At 60.2% G+C, this 23,815-nt stretch carries 21 protein-coding genes and 1 riboswitch; of the genes, 6 read left to right on the plus strand and 15 right to left on the minus strand.

Translation table 11 applies throughout. The features are described 5' to 3' along the window. Positions 1-328: hypothetical protein (locus HX899_RS33785; protein ID WP_181294478.1), on the minus strand; the 328-nt coding region annotated here is incomplete at its 3' end. A 165-nt stretch (positions 329-493) separates the two neighbouring features. Between HX899_RS33785 and HX899_RS33790 the strand changes: the two genes are divergently transcribed. Then, positions 494-1,099 (plus strand): class I SAM-dependent methyltransferase, encoded by a 606-nt coding sequence (locus HX899_RS33790; protein ID WP_011651366.1) that lies wholly within the window; start codon positions 494-496, stop codon positions 1,097-1,099. Positions 1,100-1,208: 109 nt separating this feature from the next. Here HX899_RS33790 and HX899_RS33795 read toward each other — a convergent pair whose 3' ends face one another. Continuing rightward, positions 1,209-1,610, minus strand: a complete 402-nt coding sequence (locus HX899_RS33795) for a cupin domain-containing protein (protein WP_246697241.1) — start codon at positions 1,608-1,610, stop codon at positions 1,209-1,211. A gap of 235 nt (positions 1,611-1,845) precedes the next feature. On the opposite strand from HX899_RS33795, the gene HX899_RS33800 reads away from it, so the two are divergent. Next, the gene (locus tag HX899_RS33800; protein ID WP_181294480.1) at positions 1,846-2,832 is read left to right on the plus strand and encodes an aldo/keto reductase; all 987 of its coding nucleotides are present in this window, start codon (positions 1,846-1,848) and stop codon (positions 2,830-2,832) included. 97 nt (positions 2,833-2,929) lie between these two features. On the opposite strand, the gene HX899_RS33805 is transcribed toward HX899_RS33800, so the two are convergent. From HX899_RS33805 to clpP, 6 genes are all read right to left on the minus strand, one after another. After that, positions 2,930-5,140 (minus strand): esterase-like activity of phytase family protein, encoded by a 2,211-nt coding sequence (locus HX899_RS33805; protein ID WP_181294481.1) that lies wholly within the window; start codon positions 5,138-5,140, stop codon positions 2,930-2,932. A gap of 83 nt (positions 5,141-5,223) precedes the next feature. Then, on the minus strand, positions 5,224-6,123 hold the full coding sequence (locus HX899_RS33810) for a DMT family transporter (RefSeq protein WP_138328262.1): 900 nt from the start codon (positions 6,121-6,123) through the stop codon (positions 5,224-5,226). Between the two features lie 91 nt (positions 6,124-6,214). Next, a riboswitch (FMN riboswitch) is annotated at positions 6,215-6,369 on the minus strand. A gap of 122 nt (positions 6,370-6,491) precedes the next feature. Further along, the gene (gene hupB / locus HX899_RS33815) at positions 6,492-6,767 is read right to left on the minus strand and encodes a DNA-binding protein HupB (RefSeq protein WP_003547346.1); all 276 of its coding nucleotides are present in this window, start codon (positions 6,765-6,767) and stop codon (positions 6,492-6,494) included. Between the two features lie 206 nt (positions 6,768-6,973). Next, a complete protein-coding gene (lon, locus tag HX899_RS33820; RefSeq protein ID WP_029872855.1) occupies positions 6,974-9,391 on the minus strand; it encodes an endopeptidase La in 2,418 nt (805 codons plus the stop codon). Positions 9,392-9,792: 401 nt separating this feature from the next. Further along, complete coding sequence (gene clpX, locus HX899_RS33825; protein ID WP_003547337.1) at positions 9,793-11,070, minus strand: ATP-dependent Clp protease ATP-binding subunit ClpX; 1,278 nt, start codon at positions 11,068-11,070, stop codon at positions 9,793-9,795. Positions 11,071-11,373: 303 nt separating this feature from the next. Continuing rightward, positions 11,374-12,003 (minus strand): ATP-dependent Clp endopeptidase proteolytic subunit ClpP, encoded by a 630-nt coding sequence (gene clpP / locus HX899_RS33830; RefSeq protein ID WP_003547334.1) that lies wholly within the window; start codon positions 12,001-12,003, stop codon positions 11,374-11,376. Positions 12,004-12,217: 214 nt separating this feature from the next. On the opposite strand from clpP, the gene HX899_RS33835 reads away from it, so the two are divergent. Both HX899_RS33835 and HX899_RS33840 read left to right on the plus strand, forming a co-directional pair. Further along, positions 12,218-13,633, plus strand: a complete 1,416-nt coding sequence (locus HX899_RS33835; RefSeq protein WP_181294482.1) for a GGDEF domain-containing protein — start codon at positions 12,218-12,220, stop codon at positions 13,631-13,633. 59 nt (positions 13,634-13,692) lie between these two features. Continuing rightward, complete coding sequence (locus tag HX899_RS33840; RefSeq protein WP_171599445.1) at positions 13,693-14,937, plus strand: cytochrome P450; 1,245 nt, start codon at positions 13,693-13,695, stop codon at positions 14,935-14,937. Between the two features lie 24 nt (positions 14,938-14,961). On the opposite strand, the gene pstB is transcribed toward HX899_RS33840, so the two are convergent. From pstB to HX899_RS33870, 6 genes are all read right to left on the minus strand, one after another. Next, positions 14,962-15,768, minus strand: a complete 807-nt coding sequence (gene pstB / locus HX899_RS33845) for a phosphate ABC transporter ATP-binding protein PstB (RefSeq protein ID WP_138328265.1) — start codon at positions 15,766-15,768, stop codon at positions 14,962-14,964. Then, entirely contained in the window at positions 15,765-16,622 is an 858-nt protein-coding gene (gene pstA, locus HX899_RS33850; RefSeq protein WP_171599444.1) for a phosphate ABC transporter permease PstA, read from the minus strand. Before pstA ends, pstB begins: the two co-directional genes overlap by 4 nt. A 2-nt stretch (positions 16,623-16,624) precedes the next feature. Further along, complete coding sequence (gene pstC / locus HX899_RS33855) at positions 16,625-17,602, minus strand: phosphate ABC transporter permease subunit PstC (RefSeq protein WP_138328267.1); 978 nt, start codon at positions 17,600-17,602, stop codon at positions 16,625-16,627. Positions 17,603-17,687: 85 nt separating this feature from the next. Beyond that, positions 17,688-18,710, minus strand: a complete 1,023-nt coding sequence (pstS, locus tag HX899_RS33860; RefSeq protein ID WP_168316320.1) for a phosphate ABC transporter substrate-binding protein PstS — start codon at positions 18,708-18,710, stop codon at positions 17,688-17,690. Between the two features lie 355 nt (positions 18,711-19,065). Further along, positions 19,066-21,195: an EAL domain-containing protein gene (locus HX899_RS33865; RefSeq protein ID WP_181294483.1), complete on the minus strand. Its 2,130-nt coding sequence runs from the start codon at positions 21,193-21,195 to the stop codon at positions 19,066-19,068. Positions 21,196-21,464: 269 nt separating this feature from the next. Continuing rightward, on the minus strand, positions 21,465-21,809 hold the full coding sequence (locus HX899_RS33870) for a cupin domain-containing protein (RefSeq protein ID WP_407073953.1): 345 nt from the start codon (positions 21,807-21,809) through the stop codon (positions 21,465-21,467). 189 nt (positions 21,810-21,998) lie between these two features. Between HX899_RS33870 and HX899_RS33875 the strand changes: the two genes are divergently transcribed. Beyond that, positions 21,999-22,424, plus strand: a complete 426-nt coding sequence (locus tag HX899_RS33875; protein ID WP_246697242.1) for a hypothetical protein — start codon at positions 21,999-22,001, stop codon at positions 22,422-22,424. On the opposite strand, the gene HX899_RS33880 is transcribed toward HX899_RS33875, so the two are convergent. Continuing rightward, positions 22,378-22,947, minus strand: a complete 570-nt coding sequence (locus HX899_RS33880; protein ID WP_138328270.1) for a TetR/AcrR family transcriptional regulator — start codon at positions 22,945-22,947, stop codon at positions 22,378-22,380. The two genes, HX899_RS33875 and HX899_RS33880, sit on opposite strands and share 47 nt — an antisense overlap. Positions 22,948-23,224: 277 nt before the next feature. Between HX899_RS33880 and HX899_RS33885 the strand changes: the two genes are divergently transcribed. After that, entirely contained in the window at positions 23,225-23,752 is a 528-nt protein-coding gene (locus HX899_RS33885) for a YkgB family protein (RefSeq protein ID WP_180196682.1), read from the plus strand. The last annotated feature ends 63 nt before the right edge of the window (positions 23,753-23,815 follow it).

The raw sequence follows: 23,815 nt of genomic DNA on the forward strand, positions 1-23,815 counted from the left end.
CGTCGAGCAGGAAGTGCACGACGAGATAATCCGTCTTGTAATGGCGGCCGCTGTCCGACTCGGAATCGACGCTGCCGCCGTCCTTCGGGTGCCAGGCGTGGTAATGGGGATTGGTGGTGATCAGCGTGATGGCCTTGCCATCTCTTTCGCCAAGCCGGAAGCGCATCTCGGCGAGCGGCCAGATCCGCTCGTAATCCTGCATGGTGATTCGCGCCTTCAGCGCCTTGCGCTGCAGCGGCGCTTCGCCGGCCTCGGCTGGTGTTTCCAACATCACCTCCTCAGCTCCGCTGATGATGGCGTTGAATTCTTCAGGCCACATGCGTCTCATGAAATCGCTCCTCCCGAGGCTTTTTCGTCAGTTCACAGATGGAACTTAGCGGTTTGTTCGAAAGAAGCAAATTCCTGTCATGCGGTTGTCATCGGTGCCGGCTGCTCCTACCTTCCCGTCAAACCGCATCAGGGCCGTCAGTCGCCTGCAATCCCGAGATCAGAGATGAAGACACGTGAAGAAAGGCAGGCGCTCCGGGCGAGCATGCCGCGCACCCCGCTCAGCGCCCACCACATGGAAAATGCCCGTCTGCTGCCGGATCGCGGCGAGCTGCTCTATCGGATTCCGAACGGCGGCATCGGCGTCGAGGTGGGAGCAGCCTTCGGCGAATATACGGCCGAGATCCTGGAAAAGAATCGCCCGGCGCAGCTCTACCTCATCGATCCCTGGTCGATGGATCGCTACAGCTCCGGGCTCGACTCGATCCACACGAATTTCGCGGCCGAGATCGAGGCCGGCCGGCTGCACCTGATGCAAGGGACCTCACTCGAAAAGCTTGCCGAATTCGAAGACGATTTCCTCGACTGGGCCTATATCGATACCGATCATTCCTTCGAGCTCACCTGGCAGGAACTGCTGCTCTGCGAAAAGAAGGTGAAGCGGACGGGGCGCATTGCCGGGCATGATTTCTGCACCGGCAATACGGTCAAGCCGATCGTCTATGGTGTCGTCGAAGCGGTTACCAAATTCTGCAAGGATTATGGCTGGCAATTCGAGTTCCTGACGGTCGAATCGCACGCGCATTTTTCCTATTGCCTGAAGCGGCTCTGATCAGTCTAAAGCGCGGCGCGATCTTTCAGATTCGCTTCACGCGCTTTAGGTCTTTGGTTTTGCGCATGTCTTTACCGCAAAACCGCTGCACACTTTTGCGTGACATGTTTTACGCTTGGCCGGAATATTGCTCGTCGCTGACCTTTTCCATCCAGTCGACGTGATTGCCGTCCAGCGCCTCATGAATGGCGATGTGCGTCATCGCTGTATCCGGGGCAGCACCATGCCAATGTTTTTCGCCCGGCGCGAACCAGACGGTATCGCCGGCGCGGATCTCACGGATGTCCTCTCCCCAGCTCTGGGCGAGACCCTTGCCTGATGTCACGATCAGCGTCTGGCCGAGCGGATGCGTATGCCAGGCCGTGCGGGCGCCGGGTTCGAAGGTGACGGAGACCGCCCTCGCCCGTGCCGGCGCCGGCGTTTCCATCAGCGGATCCTGGCGAACGGCGCCGGTGAAATAGTCGGCCGGTGGCTTCGTCGAGGGGCGAGAGCCGACGGGTTTGATCTCCATGATCTTTCCTTTTCCATCCATGCGGTTGAAGCCTTGTAGCAGAACGATATTTCATCGGGGCGACCAATCAAAGCTGGATCGACAATTGCCGCCAAGTCACCCGGCTGATAGTGCCAGTGTCTTTCATCAGCGCGTCGCATCTTGCTCGAATCATGCGACGCGCTTTGGCTCTTTGTTTTTATGCATGTCGTTGTCCCCGCACACGTCCGGGCGACATGCAGTAGGGAGGATTTTCATGAAACACCATGCTTTTGGCCGGATGCCCTTCACCGTCACCAATGTCGGCTTCGGCGCCTGGCAGATCGGCGGCTCTTGGGGCGATATCAGCGAGGCGGACGGACGCGCGGCGTTAAATGCCGCGCTCGATGCCGGCATGACATTCATCGATACGGCGGATGTCTATGGCGACGGCCGCTCGGAAAAGATCATTGCCGATGTGCTGAAGACGCGTGGGGCCAAGCGCCCGATGGTGGCCACCAAGGCCGGCCGCCGCCTCAACCCGCATGTCGCCGAAGGCTACACAAAGGCTAATCTCGAAGGCTTTATCGACCGCAGCCTGACGAATCTTGCCGTCGACAGTCTCGACCTCGTGCAGCTCCACTGCCCGCCGCGCGACGTGCTTTATCAGCCTCAGGTCTTCGAGGGCCTGAACGCGCTGCAGAAGGCCGGCAAGATCAAGGGTTACGGCGTCAGCGTCGAAAAGGTCGAAGACGGGCTGAAGGCGATCGAATATCCCGGCGTCGTTAGCATCCAGATCATCTACAACATCTTCCGCCAGCGCCCCGATCACCTGTTCTTCCAGGAAGCACGCCGCAGGAATGTGGCGATCATCGTCCGCGTACCGCTCGCCAGCGGTCTTCTCTCCGGCAAGATCACCCGGGACACGCATTTTGCCAGCGACGACCACCGCAATTTCAACCGCAACGGCGAAGCCTTCGATGTCGGCGAGACCTTTGCCGGGGTGCCGTTCGAAGTCGGCCTGCAGGCGGTGGAAGAGGTGCGCAAGCTGGTGCCCGAGGGCGCCACCATGGCCGCCTTCGCGCTCCGCTGGATCCTGATGAGCGATGCCGTCACCGTCGTCATCCCCGGCGCCCGCAATGCCGAGCAGGCCAAGGCCAACGCGGCCGCCGCCGACCTTGCGCCGCTTTCGGCCGATGTCATGGCGGCCACGCGCGAGATCTACGAGCGGCTGATCGCGCCGCATGTGCATCAGCGCTGGTAGGGATGGAACGCTGATTCTCCGTCCGACGCCGACCTTTCGCAGGGCACGTCCCCTCTCCCCGTTTTTACGGGGAGAGGGCTAGGGTGAGGGGCAGCTTTCAGTTTGTCGCGCTCAGCTCGACCGGGAAGAACAGGGTCTCGCCGGAGGAGTCGCTGACGCCGTCATTGTCGGTGACCGCGTAAGGCTTGCCCGATGCGTCGAAGGTGAAGCCTTCGAGCTTGTCCAGAACATAGCCGTTGGTGGCAGACTTCAGTTCACCGAGGAAGTCATGGGCTTCGGTTTTCTTGACGACCGGCAGCTCGGCCCCGAGCTTGGCGGGCTTCAGCTCCGAAATCGCGACCTTGTAGAGCTTCTTCAGCCTGGCGGCATCGCCGACAAGGTTGTCGCGCTCGATGATGTAGACGCTGTCGCCCTCGGCCGATATTTCCGACAGACCGACCCAGCCGCTTTCCGTCTTGTCGAGCGGATAGCGAACGGCACCCCATTCCTTCTTCTTCGGATTGTAGGAGACGAGCTTGACGAAGCCCTTCTCGTCGTCGCTCCACTCGCGCTGGACCGCCATCCAGAGCGTCGTGTCGTCGCCGGTGCCGACAATGGTCACGCCTTCGAAGCCGTAGCGGATTTCGTTGGCGACGAGCTCCTTCGGCAGGGCGATCTCGGCCTTGATGTCACCCTTGGCATTGACGTTGTAGAGGGCGTGCGGAACGAGACGCTCGCTATAGCCCTCCGAGGCGAGCCAGAAGGAGCCGTCAGCGGCAGCCGCAATGCCTTCGATGTCGAGCTTCTGCGCCGGAGCGCCGTCACGCTTGACGACGAGGGCGTCGGTGATGACGGCCGGCTTCTTGCTGGCATCGATCGTGTAGATCGTCGGCTGTGAACCCAGAACGCTGTCGCTGACGGCGTAGAGCATGCCCGGCTTGCCCGGAACGGCAGCGAGACCCGAAAGGGCTGCGAAGCCGATCGGATTGCCGTCCTTCTCGGCGGAGACGATCTGCGGATAGGCCTTCTCGCCTTCCGAGCGCTCGTAGATCATCACATGCGAGCGCGTGCCGCCGTCCTTGCCGAGATCGACCTCGTTGGCGGTCGCAAAGAGATTGCGGGCGGGAATGGCGATCGCGCCTTCCGGCGAAATGCCTGATGGCAGCAGTTGGACGAGTTCGGGATCGGCGCCGGTATCTTTGAAAACGCCGACCACCGAGGCGCGCTCGGCGAGCAGGAAGAAATATTGGTCGTCGCCGAACTTGGCGGCTTCGAGGCCTTCCGGCTCGACGCCCTTCGATCCCGAGCGGCTTTCCGGATAGTGGCCGATATGGGTGACGGCGCGTTCGAAGGAGGCGCCCGATTCGTAGAGAAGCTTGCCCGTCTTATCGAAGATGGTGAAGCCGCGCGAGCCGCCCTGGTAGTCGCCTTCATTGGCAACGACGAGGCGGTTGTCGTCCAGCCACTTCACGGCGTCGGGCTCGCGCAGCACACCTTTGGCTTCGCCTGAGAATTTCAGGGCGCCGTCACGCTTGGTGTCGATACCGGTGAGATCGACGCTGCCGGCGGAGAAATGCGTCTTCACTTCAGCCGTGTTGGCGTCGATGATGACGATCTCGTTGTTTTCCTGCAGCGTCAGGGCAATCTCGTTCAGGCCGTTGAAGGCGACGAATTCCGGCTCCGGATCCTCCGGGGCGACGCCGGTAAGCCCGGTCAGCGTCACGTGCTTGATGGTGCCGCAATCGACGGTGCCGTTCTTGACCTGGAAGACGACGAGATCGCCGGCCGGCATCTGCGGGATCTTGCCGTCATTGACGTCTTCGTCGCGCTCATTTTCGATTGCGATGGTGCCGAGCGTCTTGTCCTTGTTGAGGGCGATCGAATCCGGCTGACCACCGAGATCGCACGTGTTTTCGATCTTCTTGGTCGCCACGTCGACGATCGCCAGACGGCCCGAGGGCTTCGCCTTGCTTTCGGAGGTGTTGACGGCAACCAGCGCCTTGCCGGCGCTCGAGGTGACCGAAGTCGGCTCGCCGTCCATCATCAGCGCGCCGCCTGCCTTGGGGGCCTTGGCATCGGTAATGTCGATAAAGCCGATCGCGCCGAGCGGGCTGTCGCTATAGATCAGCGTGTTGCCGTCGTCGGTCGCGGTGATGATCTCGGCGGAGCTCACCGAAAGCTTGTCCTTGTCGGCCGGCAGGTTCTCTGCGACCGGGAAGGAAGCGATGCGGTTGAAAACCGGCTCGGCCGCGGCCGGAAAGGCTACCGATGCGAGAAGCACGGCAGCAAGCGCTGCGCTGCGCGATGAAATTGTCATGAAATCCCCCATGTGTCGAACATTCGAAACATGAGTTTTCTGCGGGAGCCGCATGACAGAGGCATGACAGATGCGGCATTTTGCGTCAAATCATGTCAGGCAAGTTTCCGCTCCCGGCGCATCTCGTTTCGCATGATGAACAGCGAAGCAGACAGGATGAGAGCCGCTCCCAGCCAGAGGTAACCCGCCGGCGCATAGCCGAAGAACAGCCAACCGGCCAGCACGTTCAACGGCAGCTTCAGATCGTCGAACGGCTGGACGTAGGCGGCATCCGCTGCGGCATAGGCAAGCGTCAGGAAATACTGCGCTACGGCAGTCAGCAGCCCCGCCAGCAGGAACAGAGCAAGGGTTGCGCCCGTCGGCACTGCAAAGCCTGCCGCAAGCGCCAGCCCGCCGTTTATCGGCGTCAGCAGAACGAGCAGCCAGACGGTGATCGTCTCCGGCCGTTCGATGCCTGTCAGGCTCTTGGTGATCAGCGACGAGGCGCCCCACAGCAGCGCCGAAAGCACAGGCAAGAGAGCCGCCCAGCCAAAACCATCAGACCATGGCTGCAGAATGATCATCGCTCCGGTGAAGCCCGCCGCCGTCGCTGCCCAGCGGGCCGGGCCGACGCGCTCACCCAGAAAAAGCCGGGCGCCCAGAATGATGAAGAAGGGCGAGGTCATCACCAGTGCGATCGCCTGCCAGATCGGCACCGCGGCAAGGCCGGCGACCCAAGCCTCGACGCCGAGCGCGGCAAGCACGACGCGCGCAAGGTGACGCCAGGGATAGCGCGTGCGCATCGCCGCAAGGCCGAGCCTCTTCAGGAACGGCAGCGAAAACAGGAAGGCGAAGCCATATTGCCAGAAGGCTGCCGACGCCGAGGGAAAGGCAAGCTTCATCGTCAGCCATTGGGTGACGACGTTGAGAAGCGAAAAGGCAATGCCGGCAAGGACCATCCAGAGTGCCCCGACAACGGCGCGGGATGGCTCGACGGCAACGGAAGTCTGATTCATGTCTTTCATCCATAAAAGGGACCAACATAAATCAGGACGCATGAACCCCGACAGGCGACACAGGGCAACCCCTGCCCTTCGCACGGCCGACGCTCATTCTCTTCCATCCGGACTTTAACCGTCGGCTCCGGAATCGCACCGGATCTGCTGACCCTTCCCCCGCTTGGACACGAGAGAAGGCGCTCGCGGGCTCAGGCCGAAACCCTTACCGCCGGTGGGGAGTTTCACCCCGCCCTGAGAACAGAAACGTCGTAGATTAAAGCCCGGGCGACAGCAAGGCCCGCCAAGCAAAAGGGGTCCGGCAAAGCCGAACCCCTCTTAAATCCTGCACAACCGGTCTCGTTTCCGGCTGGTGGGATAATCTCAGATCAGCCGTTGACGGCGTCCTTCAGGCCCTTGCCGGGCGTGAATTTCGGCACGTTGCGAGCCGGAATGTCGACTTCAGCGCCCGTCGACGGGTTACGGCCCTTCGATGCGGCACGATGAGAAACGGTGAAGCTGCCGAAACCCGCGAGGCGAATGTCGCCCTTGTTCTTGAGTTCAGCCTGGACAACGTCGAAAACCGCGTCAACAGCGGAAGCCGCGTCAGACTTCGTCAGTCCTGCCTTTTCGGCTACTGCGGACACGAGTTCATTCTTGTTCATGTTTCCACCCCTTTCTAAATGGTATGAAACGACTCAAAAGTAAGCTAGGCGCAGAATAGGTTTCATCAGGCCCGCCGAAAACCCAAAAGCCCTGCAAATCAAGGAAAAGCAAGCGTCTACATGACGTTTTCACAAAAAAGGCTGGCGTTTCCGCCAGCCTTTTTCCGTGTTTTGGGCCAATTGGGCATAAATGTGGCAAAGGCCACTCAATGCGCTATGGTTGCGCCTGTCTCATCGAGGCCTTCGACCGATGTGATGACCGGCGTTTCCACCGTGCCATCCCATTCGATCGGCTCCGGCCGCCGGATCAGCGCATGCTTGATCACCTCGCCCATGCGGGATACCGGGATGATCTCCATGTTGTTCTTCACGTTGTCAGGAATCTCCGCCAGGTCCTTGGCGTTTTCCTCCGGAATCAGCACCTTCTTGATGCCGCCGCGAAGCGCTGCGAGCAGCTTTTCCTTGAGACCACCGATCGGCAGCACACGGCCACGAAGGGTGATTTCGCCGGTCATGGCCACATGCCTGTCCACTGGAATGCCGGTCATGATCGAGACGATCGCGGTTGCCATGGCGACGCCTGCCGAGGGGCCATCCTTCGGCGTCGCGCCTTCCGGCACGTGCACGTGGATATCGCTCTTGTCGAAGCGCGGCGGCTCGATGCCGAAATCGACAGCGCGCGAGCGGACATAGGAGGCCGCTGCCGAGATCGATTCCTTCATGACTTCCTTCAGATTGCCGGTGACGGTCATGCGGCCCTTGCCCGGCATCATCACGCCTTCGATGGTCAGCAGTTCGCCACCGACTTCCGTCCAGGCAAGACCGGTCACGACGCCGACCTGATCCTCGCCCTCTGCTTCGCCATGGCGGAAGCGCGGGACGCCCAGATAGTCGGAGATGTTGGCAGCCGTCACGTGAACGGCCTTCGTCTTGCCCTTGATGATCTCGGTGACCGCCTTGCGGGCGAGTTTCATCAGCTCGCGCTCGAAGTTGCGGACGCCGGCTTCGCGGGTATACTGCTGGCTGATCGACATCAGGGCGTCGTCGCTGACCGAGAATTCTTCCGGCTGCAACGCATGTTCCTTGATGGCCTTCGGCAGCAGGTGCCGCTTGGCGATTTCGCGCTTTTCATCCTCGGTGTAGCCGGCGATACGGATAATCTCCATGCGATCCATCAGAGGCGCTGGAATATTCAGCGTATTTGCCGTCGTGATGAACATCACATCCGACAGGTCGTATTCGACTTCCAGATAGTGGTCCATAAAGGTCATGTTCTGGGCCGGATCGAGCACTTCGAGCAGGGCCGAGGACGGATCACCGCGATAGTCCTGGCCGAGTTTGTCGATCTCGTCGAGCAGGAAGAGCGGGTTGGACTTCTTCGCCTTCTTCATCGACTGGATGACCTTGCCGGGCATCGAGCCAATATAGGTGCGGCGGTGACCGCGGATTTCGGCTTCGTCGCGAACGCCGCCAAGCGCCATGCGGACATACTCACGGCCGGTCGCCTTGGCGATCGACTGGGCGAGCGAGGTCTTGCCGACGCCCGGAGGACCGACGAGGCAGAGGATCGGGCCCTTGATCTTGGTGGCACGGGCCTGCACGGCCAGATATTCGACGATGCGCTCCTTGACCTTGTCGAGACCGAAGTGATCGGCTTCGAGGATCTTCTCGGCATTGTTGAGATCGGCCTTGATCTTCGACTTCTTGCCCCAGGGAATGCCGAGCAGCCAGTCCAGATAATTGCGCACGACGGTGGCTTCCGCCGACATCGGGCTCATCTGGCGCAGCTTCTTCAGTTCCGCATCGGCCTTTTCACGGGCTTCCTTGGACAGCTTGGTCTTGGAGATGCGCTCTTCCAGTTCGCTCATCTCGTCGCGGCCTTCCTCGCCGTCGCCGAGTTCCTTCTGGATCGCCTTCATCTGTTCATTGAGGTAGTATTCGCGCTGGGTCTTCTCCATCTGGCGCTTGACGCGCGAGCGGATGCGCTTTTCGACCTGCAGGACCGAGATCTCGCCTTCCATGAAGCCGAGGGCCTTTTCGAGGCGCTGTTTGACGCTGGTGGTCTCCAGCATCTCCTGCTTCTCGGTGATCTTGATCGACAGATGCGAGGCGACCGTATCGGCGAGCTTGGAATAGTCGTCGATCTGGCTTGCGGCGCCGACCACTTCGGGCGAAATCTTCTTGTTGAGCTTCACGTAGCTCTCGAATTCGGAGACGACCGAACGCGACAGGGCTTCCAGTTCGACCGGATCGTCATGCGGCTCCTCGAGCACATGGCCGAGCGCCTCGTAAAAATCCTCGCGGCTGGTATAAGTGTCGATCTCGGCGCGGGCGCGGCCTTCGACCAGAACCTTCACGGTGCCGTCGGGCAGCTTCAGGAGCTGCAGCACGTTCGCCACGGTGCCTACATTGTGGATCGCGGAAGGATCCGGATCGTCGTCGCTGGCGTTGATCTGCGTCACCAGCATGATCTGCTTGTCGGAACCCATGACCTCTTCGAGCGCACGGATCGACTTTTCCCGTCCGACGAACAGCGGCACGATCATATGCGGGAAAACCACGATGTCGCGCAGGGGCAGAACAGGGTAGGCAGTGCTGCTCGCTACAGACGTTTTCTTCGTCATTTTATGTCCTTTCCATCGTCCCGTTGCCGGGCTCTCTGCACGGCCGCTTGGGACCGGCCGGCAATCTCACTTGTTGCTACAAGTGGAGGTTCTGACTACGCTTTTCAAGCCACGCTAACGCCCGCGTCCCTCGGATGTGACAGCTTTATTACAACGGAACGCCAACACTATGAAGCGCGTGGCTGGACCGGCGCTTACCACTTCCGACCCGGCTAAAATGCAAACGCCAGCAAGAGGCTTACGGATCATTGCATCATTGCCAAGCACTACCCCTTGCGCAACATCGGCAAAGGCAATTTCGGTTCCCACCGGCAAATACTAACAGCGCTTCGCATGGTTTTTCAAATAGAAAGGGGCCTGCCTATGGCAAGCCCCCAAAATAATCACACGAAAGCCTAAGCTCACGCCGAAGCGTTGGCCTTTTCTTCCTGGCGATCGGCATAGATGTAAAGCGGACGGGCCGAACCGCGCACCACTTCCTCGGAGATAACGACCTCGCGAACGCCTTCCAGCGTCGGCAGTTCGAACATCGTGTCGAGCAGGATCTTCTCCATGATCGAGCGAAGGCCGCGGGCGCCGGTCTTGCGCACGATCGCCTTGCGGGCGATTTCGCGAAGAGCGTCCTCGTGGAAATTCAGTTCCACATCCTCCATCTCGAACAGGCGCTGATACTGCTTGATCAGCGCATTCTTCGGCTCGGACAGGATCTGGATCAGCGCGTCCTCATCGAGGTCCTCGAGCGTCGCCAGAACCGGCAGACGGCCGATGAACTCGGGGATGAGGCCGAACTTGACCAGGTCTTCCGGCTCCAGTTCGCGCAGGACCTCGCCGACGCGGCGGTCATCCTGCGACTTGACGCTAGCGCCAAAGCCGATCGAGGTCTTCTCGCCACGGGCAGAGATGATCTTGTCGAGGCCGGCAAAAGCGCCGCCGCAGATGAACAGGATGTTCGTGGTGTCGACCTGCAGGAATTCCTGCTGCGGGTGCTTGCGGCCGCCCTGCGGCGGAACGGAAGCGACCGTGCCTTCCATGATCTTCAGCAGCGCCTGCTGCACGCCCTCGCCCGAGACGTCGCGGGTGATCGACGGGTTGTCGGACTTGCGCGAAATCTTGTCGACTTCGTCGATGTAGACGATGCCGCGTTGCGCACGCTCGACATTGTAGTCGGCCGACTGCAGCAGCTTCAGGATGATGTTTTCGACATCCTCGCCGACATAACCGGCCTCGGTCAGCGTCGTCGCATCGGCCATGGTGAAGGGAACGTCGATGATGCGGGCGAGCGTCTGGGCAAGATAGGTCTTGCCGCAGCCGGTCGGGCCGACGAGCATGATGTTCGACTTCGCCAGCTCGACTTCGCCGTTCTTGGAGGCGTGCGCCAGGCGCTTGTAGTGGTTGTGAACGGCAACCGACAGGATCTTCTTCGCCTGCCGCTGGCCGATGACGTATTCGTCGAGGACCTTGATGATGTCCTGGGGCGTCGGAACGCCGTCGCGGGACTTGACCATCGAGGACTTGTTCTCCTCGCGGATGATGTCCATGCACAATTCGACGCATTCATCGCAGATGAAGACGGTCGGTCCGGCAATCAGTTTCCGGACTTCGTGCTGGCTCTTTCCGCAGAACGAACAATACAGAGTGTTCTTGGAGTCGCCGCCGTTGCTGCCGCTGACCTTGCTCATATCACTTTCCTTCCAGCACGCCGCATTTCAAGGCGAAATCGCGGTCCACTCTATCAGCTCCTGGCGGCACTCCGTTTCCGGAGCCTTTGCCGAGAAGGGCTTCAGGGGCTACGAACCGGGCCCAACCAATCATGTCCTGGGCCCGGCGGCAACGAATTCCCCTTCGAATGCCGAATGCTATGTCACAAAAATTCAACATAGCATTAATAGTTACTATTAGCGTCTTCGTCGCCGGATGAAAGCCCTTGTTCAATCACAAATGGGATAGAACTGTGGCGAGGAAAACACCATCCCTATTAATTACTAGGCCTGTTCGCCTTCCATTTCGAGGCGCGACGTCAGAACCTTGTCGATCACGCCCCAGCTCTGGGCTTCGTCCGCATCCATGAAATGGTCACGATCGAGCGTCTTTTCAACTTCCTCGTAGGTGCGGCCGGTGTGCTTGACGTAGACCTCGTTCAGGCGGCGCTTCATCTTGAGGATGTCGCGGGCGTGGCGCTCGATGTCCGAAGCCTGGCCCTGGAAGCCGCCCGAGGGCTGGTGCACCATGATGCGGGAATTCGGCGTGGCAAAGCGCATGTCCTTGTGGCCGGCCGCGAGAAGCAGCGAGCCCATGGATGCGGCCTGGCCGATGCAGAGCGTCGAAACCGCGGGCTTGATGAACTGCATCGTATCGTAGATCGCCATGCCGGCGGTGACGACGCCACCGGGCGAATTGATGTAGAGGGCGATTTCCTTTTTCGGGTTTTCGGCCTCGAGGAAGAGCAGCTGGGCGCAGACGAGCGTCGCCATGTGGTCCTCGACAGCACCTGTCAGGAAGATGATGCGTTCCTTCAACAGGCGGGAATAGATGTCGTAGGAGCGTTCACCGCGGTTGGTCTGTTCCACGACCATCGGAACGAGGGCCATTGCGGTATCGACTGGGTTTCTCATGTGCGTCCTTTGTCAACGTCTCGCCGGCCGGCGCCGGGAATCAAAGAAAAATGTCTTACCCCTACATAGAGTGTCCCGGCCCTCCTCTTCAAGACACGCATGAGGATAACGTTAAGAAGGCGGGGCAAGGCGGCTCCTGGTAGCCTCTTTCCCCCAAATGCCTGTTAACGGCGAGCCCTTGGTACGGTCTCCCCCGGCTTTTCTCCATGACAGGATGAAGGAAGGCTTACTCTATTCGACTGTGCTCATACACGTTTACCCAACGGAAAGCCTACCGGCAGATATCGGCCTAAAACAATGCCGCAGCGCAGCGACATTAAGGAAGTGGCGAGCTTCCTCGGCAAGGATGCGAACGGACAGACAAGGGGTTGCTGCCGTGTTCAATTTCGCTACAGGTCTCGCCATCTGGTGTTCCGAGGCCATGACGCTCGCTTTGGTGCTGTTCGTCGCCTGGCGCCACAACGTCAGGAACGAGGCCTATCTCTATTGGGGCCTGGGCTTCCTGCTGACCGGCATCGGCTTTGCGATGGTCGCGCTGCGCGGCGAAATCCCCAGCGTGCTTTCAGTAGAGGCGGGCAATGCCATCGCCCTGCTCGGCCAGAGCGCCTGGGTGGCTGGTTTTCTGGCACTCGACCGCAAGCGGATCGAATGGTGGGCACTGCTGCCGCCGGCAATCTGGCTCGCCGGTGTCTTCCTGCCCTGGGTCAACAGCGATTATTCAAACCGGGTGGTGCTCTACAACCTTGCTTCGGCGACGGGTGCGACGGCACTCGCCATGGCGGTGGCCGCCGGCGACATGCGCCGTGAGCGTACCCGCGTCAAGCTGATGGGTGTGTTCATCCTCCAGGGCTGCCTGTGCTTCGGCTCGGCGCTGACGATGGCATTGACGATGCCAAGCGATATCGAGGCGACCAATCTCGGCGGTGCCTCCGCCATGGCCAGCGCCTTCCTGCTGACCATCGCCTTTGCGTTCACCTGCCGTCTGATCATGGAGCGCTCTGAACGGCACCTGCGTGCCCTCACCCTGACTGACTCGCTGACCGGCGTGCTCAACCGCCGCGGCCTGCTCGGCTATTTCGACGGCATCCAGGAACGTGCTCATAACGAGCAGCGCCAGGTCGCGGTGATCCTTTTCGATCTTGACCATTTCAAGCGCGTCAACGACCGTTTCGGCCACCAGTCCGGCGATGCCGTGCTGACCGCCTTCGCGCGCATGGCCCGCCAGTATATTCCGAACAACATCTTCGGCCGCATGGGCGGCGAGGAATTCGCCGCCTTCGCCGCCGTCGCGGACCAGACGGAAGCCGAGGCGATCGCCGAAGCGATCCGCACCGAATTCTGCCGTCTTCCCGTCAGCACCGGCGAAGCGATCGTTCCGGTCACCGTCAGCATCGGCATCGCGCTCGCCTCCTCGATCGAAGCCAATATCGACAAGCTGATCTCGGCCGCCGACCGGGCGCTCTATGCGGCGAAGGCCGCCGGCCGCAACTGCACGGTCACCTTCGGCGAAGCGGAGGCCGCAGCCCCTGCACCGGCCACGCCGAGCGGCAATGCCGGCGAACTCGTGCCGACGGTCGACGACCAGGTCGACGCGCTGCGACGCATGGGTACGCTGTCACGAGCCGGGTAGTCCGGGATCGCTTGCCCCGCATCTTCCCGAGGCCCGGCAAATCCGCTAAGCCTCGGGGCATGATGATCCCATCCTTTCTCTCGATCGACCGCGCCAACCGTCATGTCTCGCTGGACGGCCGCAACCCGGCCTTCTACGGCGACCCGAATGCCGTCTATGCCGCACTTCATGCCCATTGCCCGACCTTCTACTGGAGCGAGCAGAAGCAGTGGTTCTTTACGGGTTACGACCATGTGAACGGCCTGCTCCGCGACCGCCGCTTCGGCCGGCAGATCCTGCATATCGCCAGCCGCGAGGAGCTCGGCCTTGCCGAGCCGATGCCGCATCTTGCCAGTTTCGATCTCTCGGAACGTTATTCCCTGCTCGAACTCGAACCGCCGGAGCACACGCGGCTGCGCACGCTCGTCAACCGCGCCTTCGTTTCCCGCCATGTCGAGAAGATGAAACCTGAGCTTGCCGAACTCGCCAACCGGCTGATCGACGGCTTCGCGGAGAAGCGCGAGATCGAGCTGCTCTCGGCCTTTGCCGACATCATCCCGGTGACGATGATCGCCCGGATGATCGGCATTCCCGAAGAGATGGGGCCACAACTGCTCGCCTGGTCGCACGCCTATGTCCGCATGTACATGTTCGGCCGTACGCGCGAGCAGGAGGAAGAGGCCGAACGGGCGGCGAAGGAATTTTCCGACTACGTCAAGACGGTGATCGCCGAACGCCGTGCGACCCCACGCGACGACCTGCTCACCCACATGATCCATACCGAACACAAGGGCCAGTATCTGACCGAAGAGGAGCTGGTTTCGACGACGATCGTGCTGCTCAATGCCGGGCATGAGGCGACCGTGCACCAGATCGGCAACTCCGTGCGCACCATTCTCGACAGCGGCTGCGATCCGGCGGACCTCTTCCGGGACGAAGCGACGACGGGACGCACCGTCGAGGAAACCCTGCGCATCTGCGCGCCTGTCCACATCTTCCAGCGCTGGGCCCTGGAGCCTGCCGAAATCGACGGCGTCTCCTTCAAGCGCGGCGACAAGGTCAGTCTCATCCTCGCCGCCGCCAATCTCGATCCGGCGAAATTCGCCGATCCCCTCACCTTCAAGCCCGACCGCAACGAGGCGGCGAACCTCTCCTTCGGCGCCGGCATCCATTTCTGCATCGGCGCGCCACTGGCGCGGCTGGAGCTCAACGTCGTGCTGCCGATCCTGTTCGAGCGGCTGGCCGGCCTCAAGCTGGCAAAGACACCCGTGGTCAAGGATGTCTACCATTTCCACGGGCTGGACCGGCTGGATTTGCAGTGGTGATCCATTCCTCTCCGGCGTCGCAGATCAGCCGTAGCGGCCGGTGATGTAGTCTTCCGTGCGCTTGACCTTCGGCGACTGAAAAATCTCGGCTGTCGGGCCGTATTCGACCAGTTCGCCCAAATACATGAAGGCGGTGTTGTCGGAGATGCGGCTTGCCTGCTGCATGTTGTGGGTGACGATGACGATGGTGAAATCCGTCTTCAGCCGGGCGACCAGCTCTTCCACCTTGGCAGTCGAGATCGGGTCCAGGGCGGAGGTCGGCTCGTCGAGCAGAAGCACCTCGGGGCGAAGTGCTACGGCACGCGCGATGCAGAGACGTTGCTGCTGACCGCCGGAAAGGCCGAGGCCACTGCCCTTCAGCTTGTCCTTGACCTCTTCCCAGAGCGCTGCCGAGCGCAGCGCCTGCTCGACGCGGACATCCATCTCGGCCTTGGAGATGCGCTCGTGGTGACGGATACCGTAGGCGATGTTGTCGTAGATCGACATCGGGAACGGCACCGGCTTCTGGAAGACCATGCCGACCCGGGCGCGCAGTTCGTTCATCGAATAGCCGGGGTCAAGGATATTCTGGCCGTCGAGCGTGACGGAGCCGGTGGCACGCATCTTCGGGTAGAGCATGTAGATGCGGTTCAAGATGCGCAACAGCGTGGACTTGCCGCAGCCGGACGGACCGATGAGAGCCGAGACCTGGCGCTCGGGAAAGCTCAGGGTGACGTCGCGGATCGCGTGGGCATCGCCGTAGTAGAAGTTGACGCCGGTCAGCGCCATCTTGTCGACTGTTATGGCCGAGTGGGCCGGGCGAGGTTCGAAGGCTTTGTTCTCAAGCATCATTTCGCATTCCTGCGGTTGAGGATGGCGCGGGAGCCCACGCTGAGGAGAAGCACGATCGCCGTCATGACGAAGGCGCCGGCCCAGGCGAGATTCTGCCATTGCTCATAGGGGCTCATAGCGAACTGGAAGATGACGACGGGAATATTCGCCATCGGCTGCGACATGTCCAAGCTCCAATACTGGTTGTTCAGAGCCGTAAAAAGGAGTGGCGCGGTTTCGCCCGAAATGCGGGCGATCGCAAGCAGGATACCCGTCAAGATGCCTGCGGAGGCGGCGCGGTAGAGTATGTTGACCGTTACCTTCCAGCGCGGGATGCCCAGCGAAAGTGCTGCCTCCCGCATGACGTCCGGAACCAGCCGCAACATCTCGTCGGTGGTGCGCACGACGACCGGCAGGAAGATGAAGGCGAGCGCGATGCCGCCGGCAAAGCCGGAAAAGCGTGACGTCGGGCGGACGACCAGCTCATAGACAAACAAGCCGATGATGATCGACGGCGCCGAAAGCAGGATATCGTTGACGAAGCGGATTGCTTCGCCGATCTTCTTGCCGCGGCTGAACTCCGACAGGAAGGTGCCGGCCAGCACGCCGATCGGCGTGGCGATGATAACAGCCAGAACGACCATCAGCAGGCTGCCCATGAAGGCGTTAGCGAGACCGCCGCCATCTTCGCCGGGCGGCGGCGTCATTTCCGTGACGAGACTAGGGCTGAGCGCAGACAGGCCGTGTATCAGCGTCGTCCAGAGGATCCAAACCAGAAAGACCAGGCCGACCACGGTCGCGATGCCACAGAGCGACAGCGCGATCATGCTGCCGATCTGGCGGCGGCGGTAAATGGAACCCGAATGGGTGGCCATGACTACTCTCCCCTCTGTCTTGCCATGCGCACCAGCATGAGCTTGGCGGCCGCCAGAACGATGAAGGTGACAACGAAGAGGATGAGACCGAGCGCCGAGAGCGACGACCTGTAGAGATCATCTGAAGCTTCGGCAAACTCGTTGGCGAGCGTCGCAGCGATCGACGTGCCGGGCTCCATCAACGACACAGCGATGTTATGGGTGTTGCCGAGTACGAAGGTGACCGCCATGGTCTCTCCGAGCGCGCGGCCGAGACCAAGGAAGATGCCGCCGACGACAGCGGTGCGGGTGTGCGGAATGACGATGTCGCGCACCACTTCCCACTTGGTCGAACCAAGCGCATAGGCCGATTCCTTCAGCTGCGCGGGGACGACCAGGAAGACGTCGCGCATGACCGAGGAGACGAAGGGGATAATCATGATCGCCAGCACGATGCCTGACGTCAGCATGCCGATGCCGAGCGGGGCGCCGGTGAACAATGCGCCGATTATCGGGATCGGGCCTAGCCAGTCGATCAGCACCGGCTGAACGTAGTCCGACATGAAGGGAGCAAACGTGAAGAGACCCCACATGCCGTAGATGATCGAGGGAATACCGGCGAGAAGCTCGATGGCGCCGCCGATCGGACCGCGAATGGAGCGCGGCGCAACTTCGGTAATGAAAACGGCGATACCGAGGCTCACGGGAACGCCGATGATCATGGCGAGCGCCGAGGTGACCAGCGTGCCGTAAATCGGCACAAGGCCCGAGAACCGCTGGGCAACCGGATCCCATTCCATGCCGGTCAGGAAGCCAAAGCCGAAGGTCCGGAACGCGAGAAACCCGTCCCAGACCATGGAGAACGCCGCTGCGAACAGTGCGACCAGAACAAACAGGCCGCAGCCCAAAACTATCCAATAAAAAATACGATCGCCTGCCGCGCCGTCGCGGCGCTTGACGCCCGCGGTTGTGGCGGGCAGCGATGCCATTGCTTCGCTCATATCCGTCCGCTCTGCTGCTTTGAGGATGTCAAAGGATTCGGGGCGGAAAGCTTGGCTTGCCGCCCCGGCCGCAGTTTCGTCAGGATCAGCCCTTGAAGGAGGCCGTCCAGTAATCTTCGATCTGCTTCACCAGAGTTTCCGGAAGCGGAACGTAGTCGAGCGAGGAAGCTTCCTTCTGGCCGTTTTCGAGCGCCCATTTGAAGAAGGCGAAGGCGGCCTTGGAGCGCGCCGCATCCTTCGGCTCCTTGTACATGATCGCCCAGGTCGTGGCAGTCACCGGCCAGGCCTTTTCGCCCGGAGCATTGGTCATGATCAGGTAGAAGTCCTGAGCCTTGGTCCATTCGGCGCTCGCAGCTGCAGCCGAGAAGCTTTCGGCATTCGGCTTCGGATACTGGCCTGCGGCGTTCTGGATCAGCACGTAAGGCAGCTTGTTCTGCAGGGCGTAGGCGTATTCGACGTAACCGATCGAATCCTTGACGCGGGTGACGTATGCGGCAACGCCCTCATTGCCCTTGCCGCCGATGCCAACCGGCCAGTTGACGGCAGTGCCTTCGCCGACCTTGCTCTTCCAGTCTTCGTTGACCTTGGAGAAGTAGTTGGTCCAGTTGAAGGAGGTGCCCGAACCGTCCGAACGGTGGACGACGGCGATCTGGCTGTCGGGCAGTTTCAGGCCCGGGTTCAGATCGGCAATCGCCTTGTCGTTCCATTTGGTGACGTTGCCGAGGTAGATGTCGGCGAGAACCTTGCCGGTGAGCTTCAGTTCGCCCGACTTGATGCCCTTGACGTTGATGACCGGCACGATGCCGCCGACGACGAGCGGGAACTGGCCGAAGCCGCCGGTCGTCAGGTCTTCCGGCTTCATCGGGGCGTCGGACGCGCCGAAGTCAACCGTTGCAGCCTTGATCTGGGCGATGCCGCCGCCCGAACCGATCGACTGGTAGTTCAGCTTGTCGCCGGTCTGCTTGTTGTAGTCCGCAGACCACTTGGACAGGACGGGGTAGACGAAGGTGGAGCCGGCGCCGGTGATATCGGCGGCGGAGGCCGAAACCGCCAGCGCGGCGACCAGGCCCGCACCGAGGCAGGCCGAAAGAAGTTTCTTGGTGAGCATATGAGCGCTTCCCTAATGGATTTGAAAAACAACGAGGCCAGCGCCATGGAGGGGGTGTCCATTGTCGGGGCGCTGAAATTCTCGTCACATCAGGCGGGCTAGGCGCGTTTTATTACAGTTTGATGACGGTTTTTGACCGCCGAAACCGAATGCAGGGCCGTGCGTCAAATGCGGCAGTTACGGCCTTTCGATTGAATCGCGGATTTAACAAAGCCTTAGCAAAAACATTGGGATAGATTGACGCATGGCTGTGGTGGATTGCCGCAGCGATGCCTGGAAATGTCGTTTTCAGGATTTCGAAATGCCGGGGCCTGCTCGTGGCCGATACCGAATTCGTGCGATGGCCTTTACGAGATCATGCGGCCGACTCTTCTCGCAGCCTGCTGGATATGTCGCATGCCGACATGGGTTTTCCGAGCATATACCCTTGAAGCTGGTCGCAGCCGGCGTCTCGCAAGATCGCCGCCTGACGGGTATTCTCAATACCTTCGGCGGTCACGGGTATCTGCAGAGCAGTCGCCAAGGAGATGGTTGCCCGAAGAATATCGGCGCCATTTGCGGTTACATCGAGAGCGGACACGAGCGAGCGGTCGATCTTCATGCGATCAAACCCAAACTGCCGCAATGCACCGATGCTGGCGTAGCCGCAGCCAAAATCATCAAGAGCAAACTTTATGCCGACGCGCTTGAGTTGGTCTATCGACCGACGGGCCTGATCCGGATTTGTCATCAGAACGCCTTCGGTGATTTCCAGTGTCAGGCGGTTTGGATCGAAATCCAGCTCCTGCAGGATCGCGATCACTTGGGCAGCAAATTCCGGATTGCAGAGCTGGATCGGCGAAACGTTCACCGACAAAGTCAGACCGGGCCAGCTCTTGGCATGCCCGATCGACGTTCTCAGCAAATGGACGCCAAGGGCATCGATGAGGCCGCACCTTTCAGCAAGCGGGATGAATATTTCCGGGCTGACGTTTCCCGTTGCAGTTTTCCAGCGCGCCAGTGCTTCAAGACCGGTGACAGCGCCGGTCGAAGCAGCGACGAGAGGCTGGAAAACAGCTTCGATTGCGCCGCTGCCGATGGCGTTTTTCAAGAGACCTTCCAGCTCGGCGACCCGTATGCGTTCCCGGTCCAGTTCGGGATCGTATTCAACCGCCTGACCTTTACCATTTGCCTTGGCTCGATAGAGGGCCATGTCGGCTCTGCGAAGAAGCTCCAGAGGCGATATGTCTCCATCGTGCGCCGCAGCTCCGATGCTTGCGCCAACTTCGATCGTTCGCCCGTCAATTTTGAAGGGCTCGGCAAACAGCGCCAGAATCGCCTCTTCCATCTCTTCGCGTGCAGTGGCTCCAACGTGCACCAACGCGAATTCGTCGCCTCCCAGCCGGGCCGCGGCTAGGACTTCGGGATGACTGGTCATCAGCGCGTTCGAGACGATCCGGATCAAATCATCCCCAACCGCATGCCCCCAAGCATCGTTGACCGCCTTGAAGCCGTCGAGATCAACCAAGTAAAGCCGCGGTGACGAAGGTTCCGGGCTCTCCAGATCCTCCAGCAGGCGGAGAAGACCCTGTCTGTTCAACAAGCCACTCAAGCTGTCATGGCTCGCTTCGAAGCGAGCTGTTTGCGCCAGTTGGCGCAGGCGCCGCGCTTCGGATGCGCCAACCAACAGAACGCCGATCAAGAACAGCGAAAGAACGACGGTAGAAGCTGCAAGATAAGGATAGACCTGCTGAAACACGGCACTTCCGGGCGCTTTGCTCGGCCAAACGAGGTAGCCGATCACGCCTCCCTTGATGTCGGTGATCGGCGTGTTCAGGAATCCCGGCTTGGGCGTCGTCTCAAGGCTCAGCCCCTCGAGTTCATGTTCGTTGGAGAGAGTGTCGAGTACCTCCGACGTAAAGGCCTTGTAGAAACTCAGCACGCTGAACTTCGGAACCTCGGCGGCGGCCTCGAACGGCTGGATCGCCTGCGAGGCGATGAGTGCCATACCGCTATCGGTCTTGATGAAATTGACCACCGGCGCCTTGGCCGGAGCTGCAGCCGCATTGATCTGCTGATAAAAGGCTTCTCCGAAAAACGTGCCCGGCTGGAAGGGCTTGCCTTTGGCATAGGCCGAGACGATCGAAGACCCGTCAGGGCCGGTCACGATCGCGCCGTCATAAAGCGCATAATCCTCGCTGGTTTTTCCCCAATTCTCATAGGCCCAATCCGCAGCGGCCGGAGATGAGACAGCACTATAGGCATCGTCCCATATGGCATTGTCCGTCGTTGTCCCGCTCAAGCGAGCCACAAAGGCTGCGACCGCCGCGCGGGCGGCGCGACTGGCCCTGGCATCGTCGATCTCGTTCGCCGACCGGGTCATCGTGGCGACGACATGTGCCATAAGGCCGGTCAATACGAGAGCGACGACAAGGAAGCAGACGGTTGTCGCAATGATGGAAGACGTTTGAGTCCGAACGTGCCTGGCTGCAAGATTCGACGACATGCAAATTCCGCAAAGATTAATTGCAAGGCCATGTCTGGGGGACGGCAGGAGACATCATGTCCGCAATGCGCTGCAGATAAGGGTTTAGCATTTGCCGATGTAGGCACGATTAATGGGATTGGTTAAAAGCATTCAAATCCGGGATATGAGGCCACAAGCACCGTCTTTGCCCGCTTGCCGTTTCGGATCATCGCTGCGACTGCGAGGACAAAAGGCGAAGCCGAAAACGGGAAAGGCCCGGCTTCGTCGCGCCCCATTTGCCGGCCCGCTCAAACCTCGATCACGTAGTCCTTGCGAGTCGTTTCAACGACTTCCCACGTTCCCTTGAAGCCGGGTCTGAGGATCATCCGGTCACCTGCCTTCAGATGAACCGGCTCACCGCCGTCCTCCGTCACGATCGAATGGCCGGCCAGCAGGCTGAAATATTCCCATTCCTCGTAGACGATCCGCCACTTGCCGGGTGTCGCCTCCCAGATGCCGGAATAAAGGCCACCTTCTCTCTCCTCTAGGTTCCACGTACGGAATTGCGGATCGCCGGAGATGATCCGGCCGGGCTCCGGGGCGCCGAACTCGGGTTCGACGCCGTCGATGCTGAAGGTGATGAAATTTGCCATCGTCGTCATGGACCTCTCTGATGTCAGTCTCCTTCGCAGCCAATGCCTGCGTGGGATTATTTGAAATCATTAGCGATTTTGTATCCCGTCGCATAGATCTTCGTGCTGGTGTTGCCGTGCTCCCAAAATCCGCCTCCGACCGGTCCGGACGCGGACCCTATTTCCTCGAATTCGCAAAACGCGCGCGCTATGACTGCCAAGCCTCTTATGCTGACAGGCTGCTTCAAGGCGCGCGCTCAGGCCGAAGACGCTGTGGCAAGCGGTGCAGTCGACATCGTCGGCCTCGCACGTGCGCTCGTCCTTGAGCCTTCACTTCCCAATCTCTGGAAAGACGATCAGAAACCCGAGCCGTCTTTTCCAAGGTTCTCGCAAGCCCCCGAGGGTGGGATCACCGCGTGGTACACGATGCGGCTGGCAGAGATCGGCGCGGACGAGGACAGCCCCGTTTTCGGCGACCTCGCACAGGCAATTCACGACTACGCAGCACGCGACAAATTGCGGACGAAGGTCTGGCTATCTCACTTCGCTGGTAATGCCCTCATGCGTGACCGCACAGTCTCGTTTCAGACTAACCGCGATCCATCGTTGAAAGGAGCGCCGTTGCCATTCGTTTAGCCTGACCGGCAGGCTCCGCTGAGCGAACCATTTGGGCTACCGCCGTTGCTCCTTCATGGAGAAGATTGATTTCATCCGCCACACGCCGAGGGTCGCGGAATCGCACAGCATGAGCCAGTTCTTCGAAGTAGGCGAGCGCCAAGCGCTTGTGCATCTCCGCCGCTCGGAACACGGGATCAGCGATGTCCTTGTGTTCTCCAGCAGCAGCCATAAATCCACAGCCTCTAAAATCCTTGTCCTTGAACCAGAGTTCCAGAAAGTCGAACGTCGACAGAATTCGCTCCATCGGATCGGTCGCACGCTTCTCGACAAACTCGCGCATCTTACGGCGATCCTCTTCGTCGCGCCGCTCGAGCGCCTTGAGGATCAGGTCCTCCTTTGTCTCGAAGTGTCGGTATAAGGTCGTTTTCGCTACGCCACTTTCCGCGATAATCAAGTCAATGCCAGTCGCATGGTAACCATGCTCGTTGAACAGGCGCAAAGATGTTTCGAGCAGATGGTCCCTGATTTCCGATCGCCGCATTATCCCTCACCGAAAAATACTGATCTGTAGTGATACTTAATCACTCGTCGGATGGTAAGCAATGGCTTGTTGGCTGGGAACAGAATACGGCTGCAGCTGACAGTTACGCGCAAGTCGCCATGCTGCACCGTCAATCGGAAGCGACATGGATCGCGATTTCGTGATTTGAAAACGATACAGATCAGTAGTATTAATTCAACATCGATACAGATCTGTATCGTTCTGGATTTGGGTCGTCGAACTGACCGCAAAGTCCAGACATCAATGGGAGAAGGAAATGACCCAACTTATCGATCATGTCGGCATCCAGCCGAAATCGAAACGCATCGCAGGCATCCTGCATCTAGCAGAGACCTATGGCCGCACGGCAACCACCGGTGGCCTCTATGTATCAATCATCGTGATCTATGCCTGGTTTGGCGGCATGAAATTCACAGCCTACGAGGCCCAAGGACTGGTCGATCTGGTCAGCAACAACCCTCTTGTAAGCTGGATGTACTCCATCTTGAGCGTGCGAGGCTTTTCGAGCTTCCTGGGAGTCCTCGAACTCAGCATCGGCGCACTTATAGCCGCAAGACTTGTCAACCCGATTTATTCGCTTGTGGGAGGCGTCCTGTCGTCCGGACTGTTTGTCACCACCATCAGCTTCATGATTACGACCCCTGGCGTGATTGTTCCCGAACTCGGGTTCCCGGCCATCTCGGTCGCTCCTGGCCAGTTCCTGCTCAAAGACGTCGGCCTTCTGGCGCTATCACTCTGGATTGCAATGGATTCCCTTACCGCAATCCGCTTCACGAGAACCTAAATCCGGAAGCTCGGCACATCTGCCATTCGTGCGAACGCCCCGATCCAAGCCTGGATCGGGGCG

Origin of the sequence: Rhizobium sp. WYCCWR 11146 (assembly GCF_013591995.1) — a bacterium.
Lineage (GTDB): Bacteria > Pseudomonadota > Alphaproteobacteria > Rhizobiales > Rhizobiaceae > Rhizobium > Rhizobium indicum.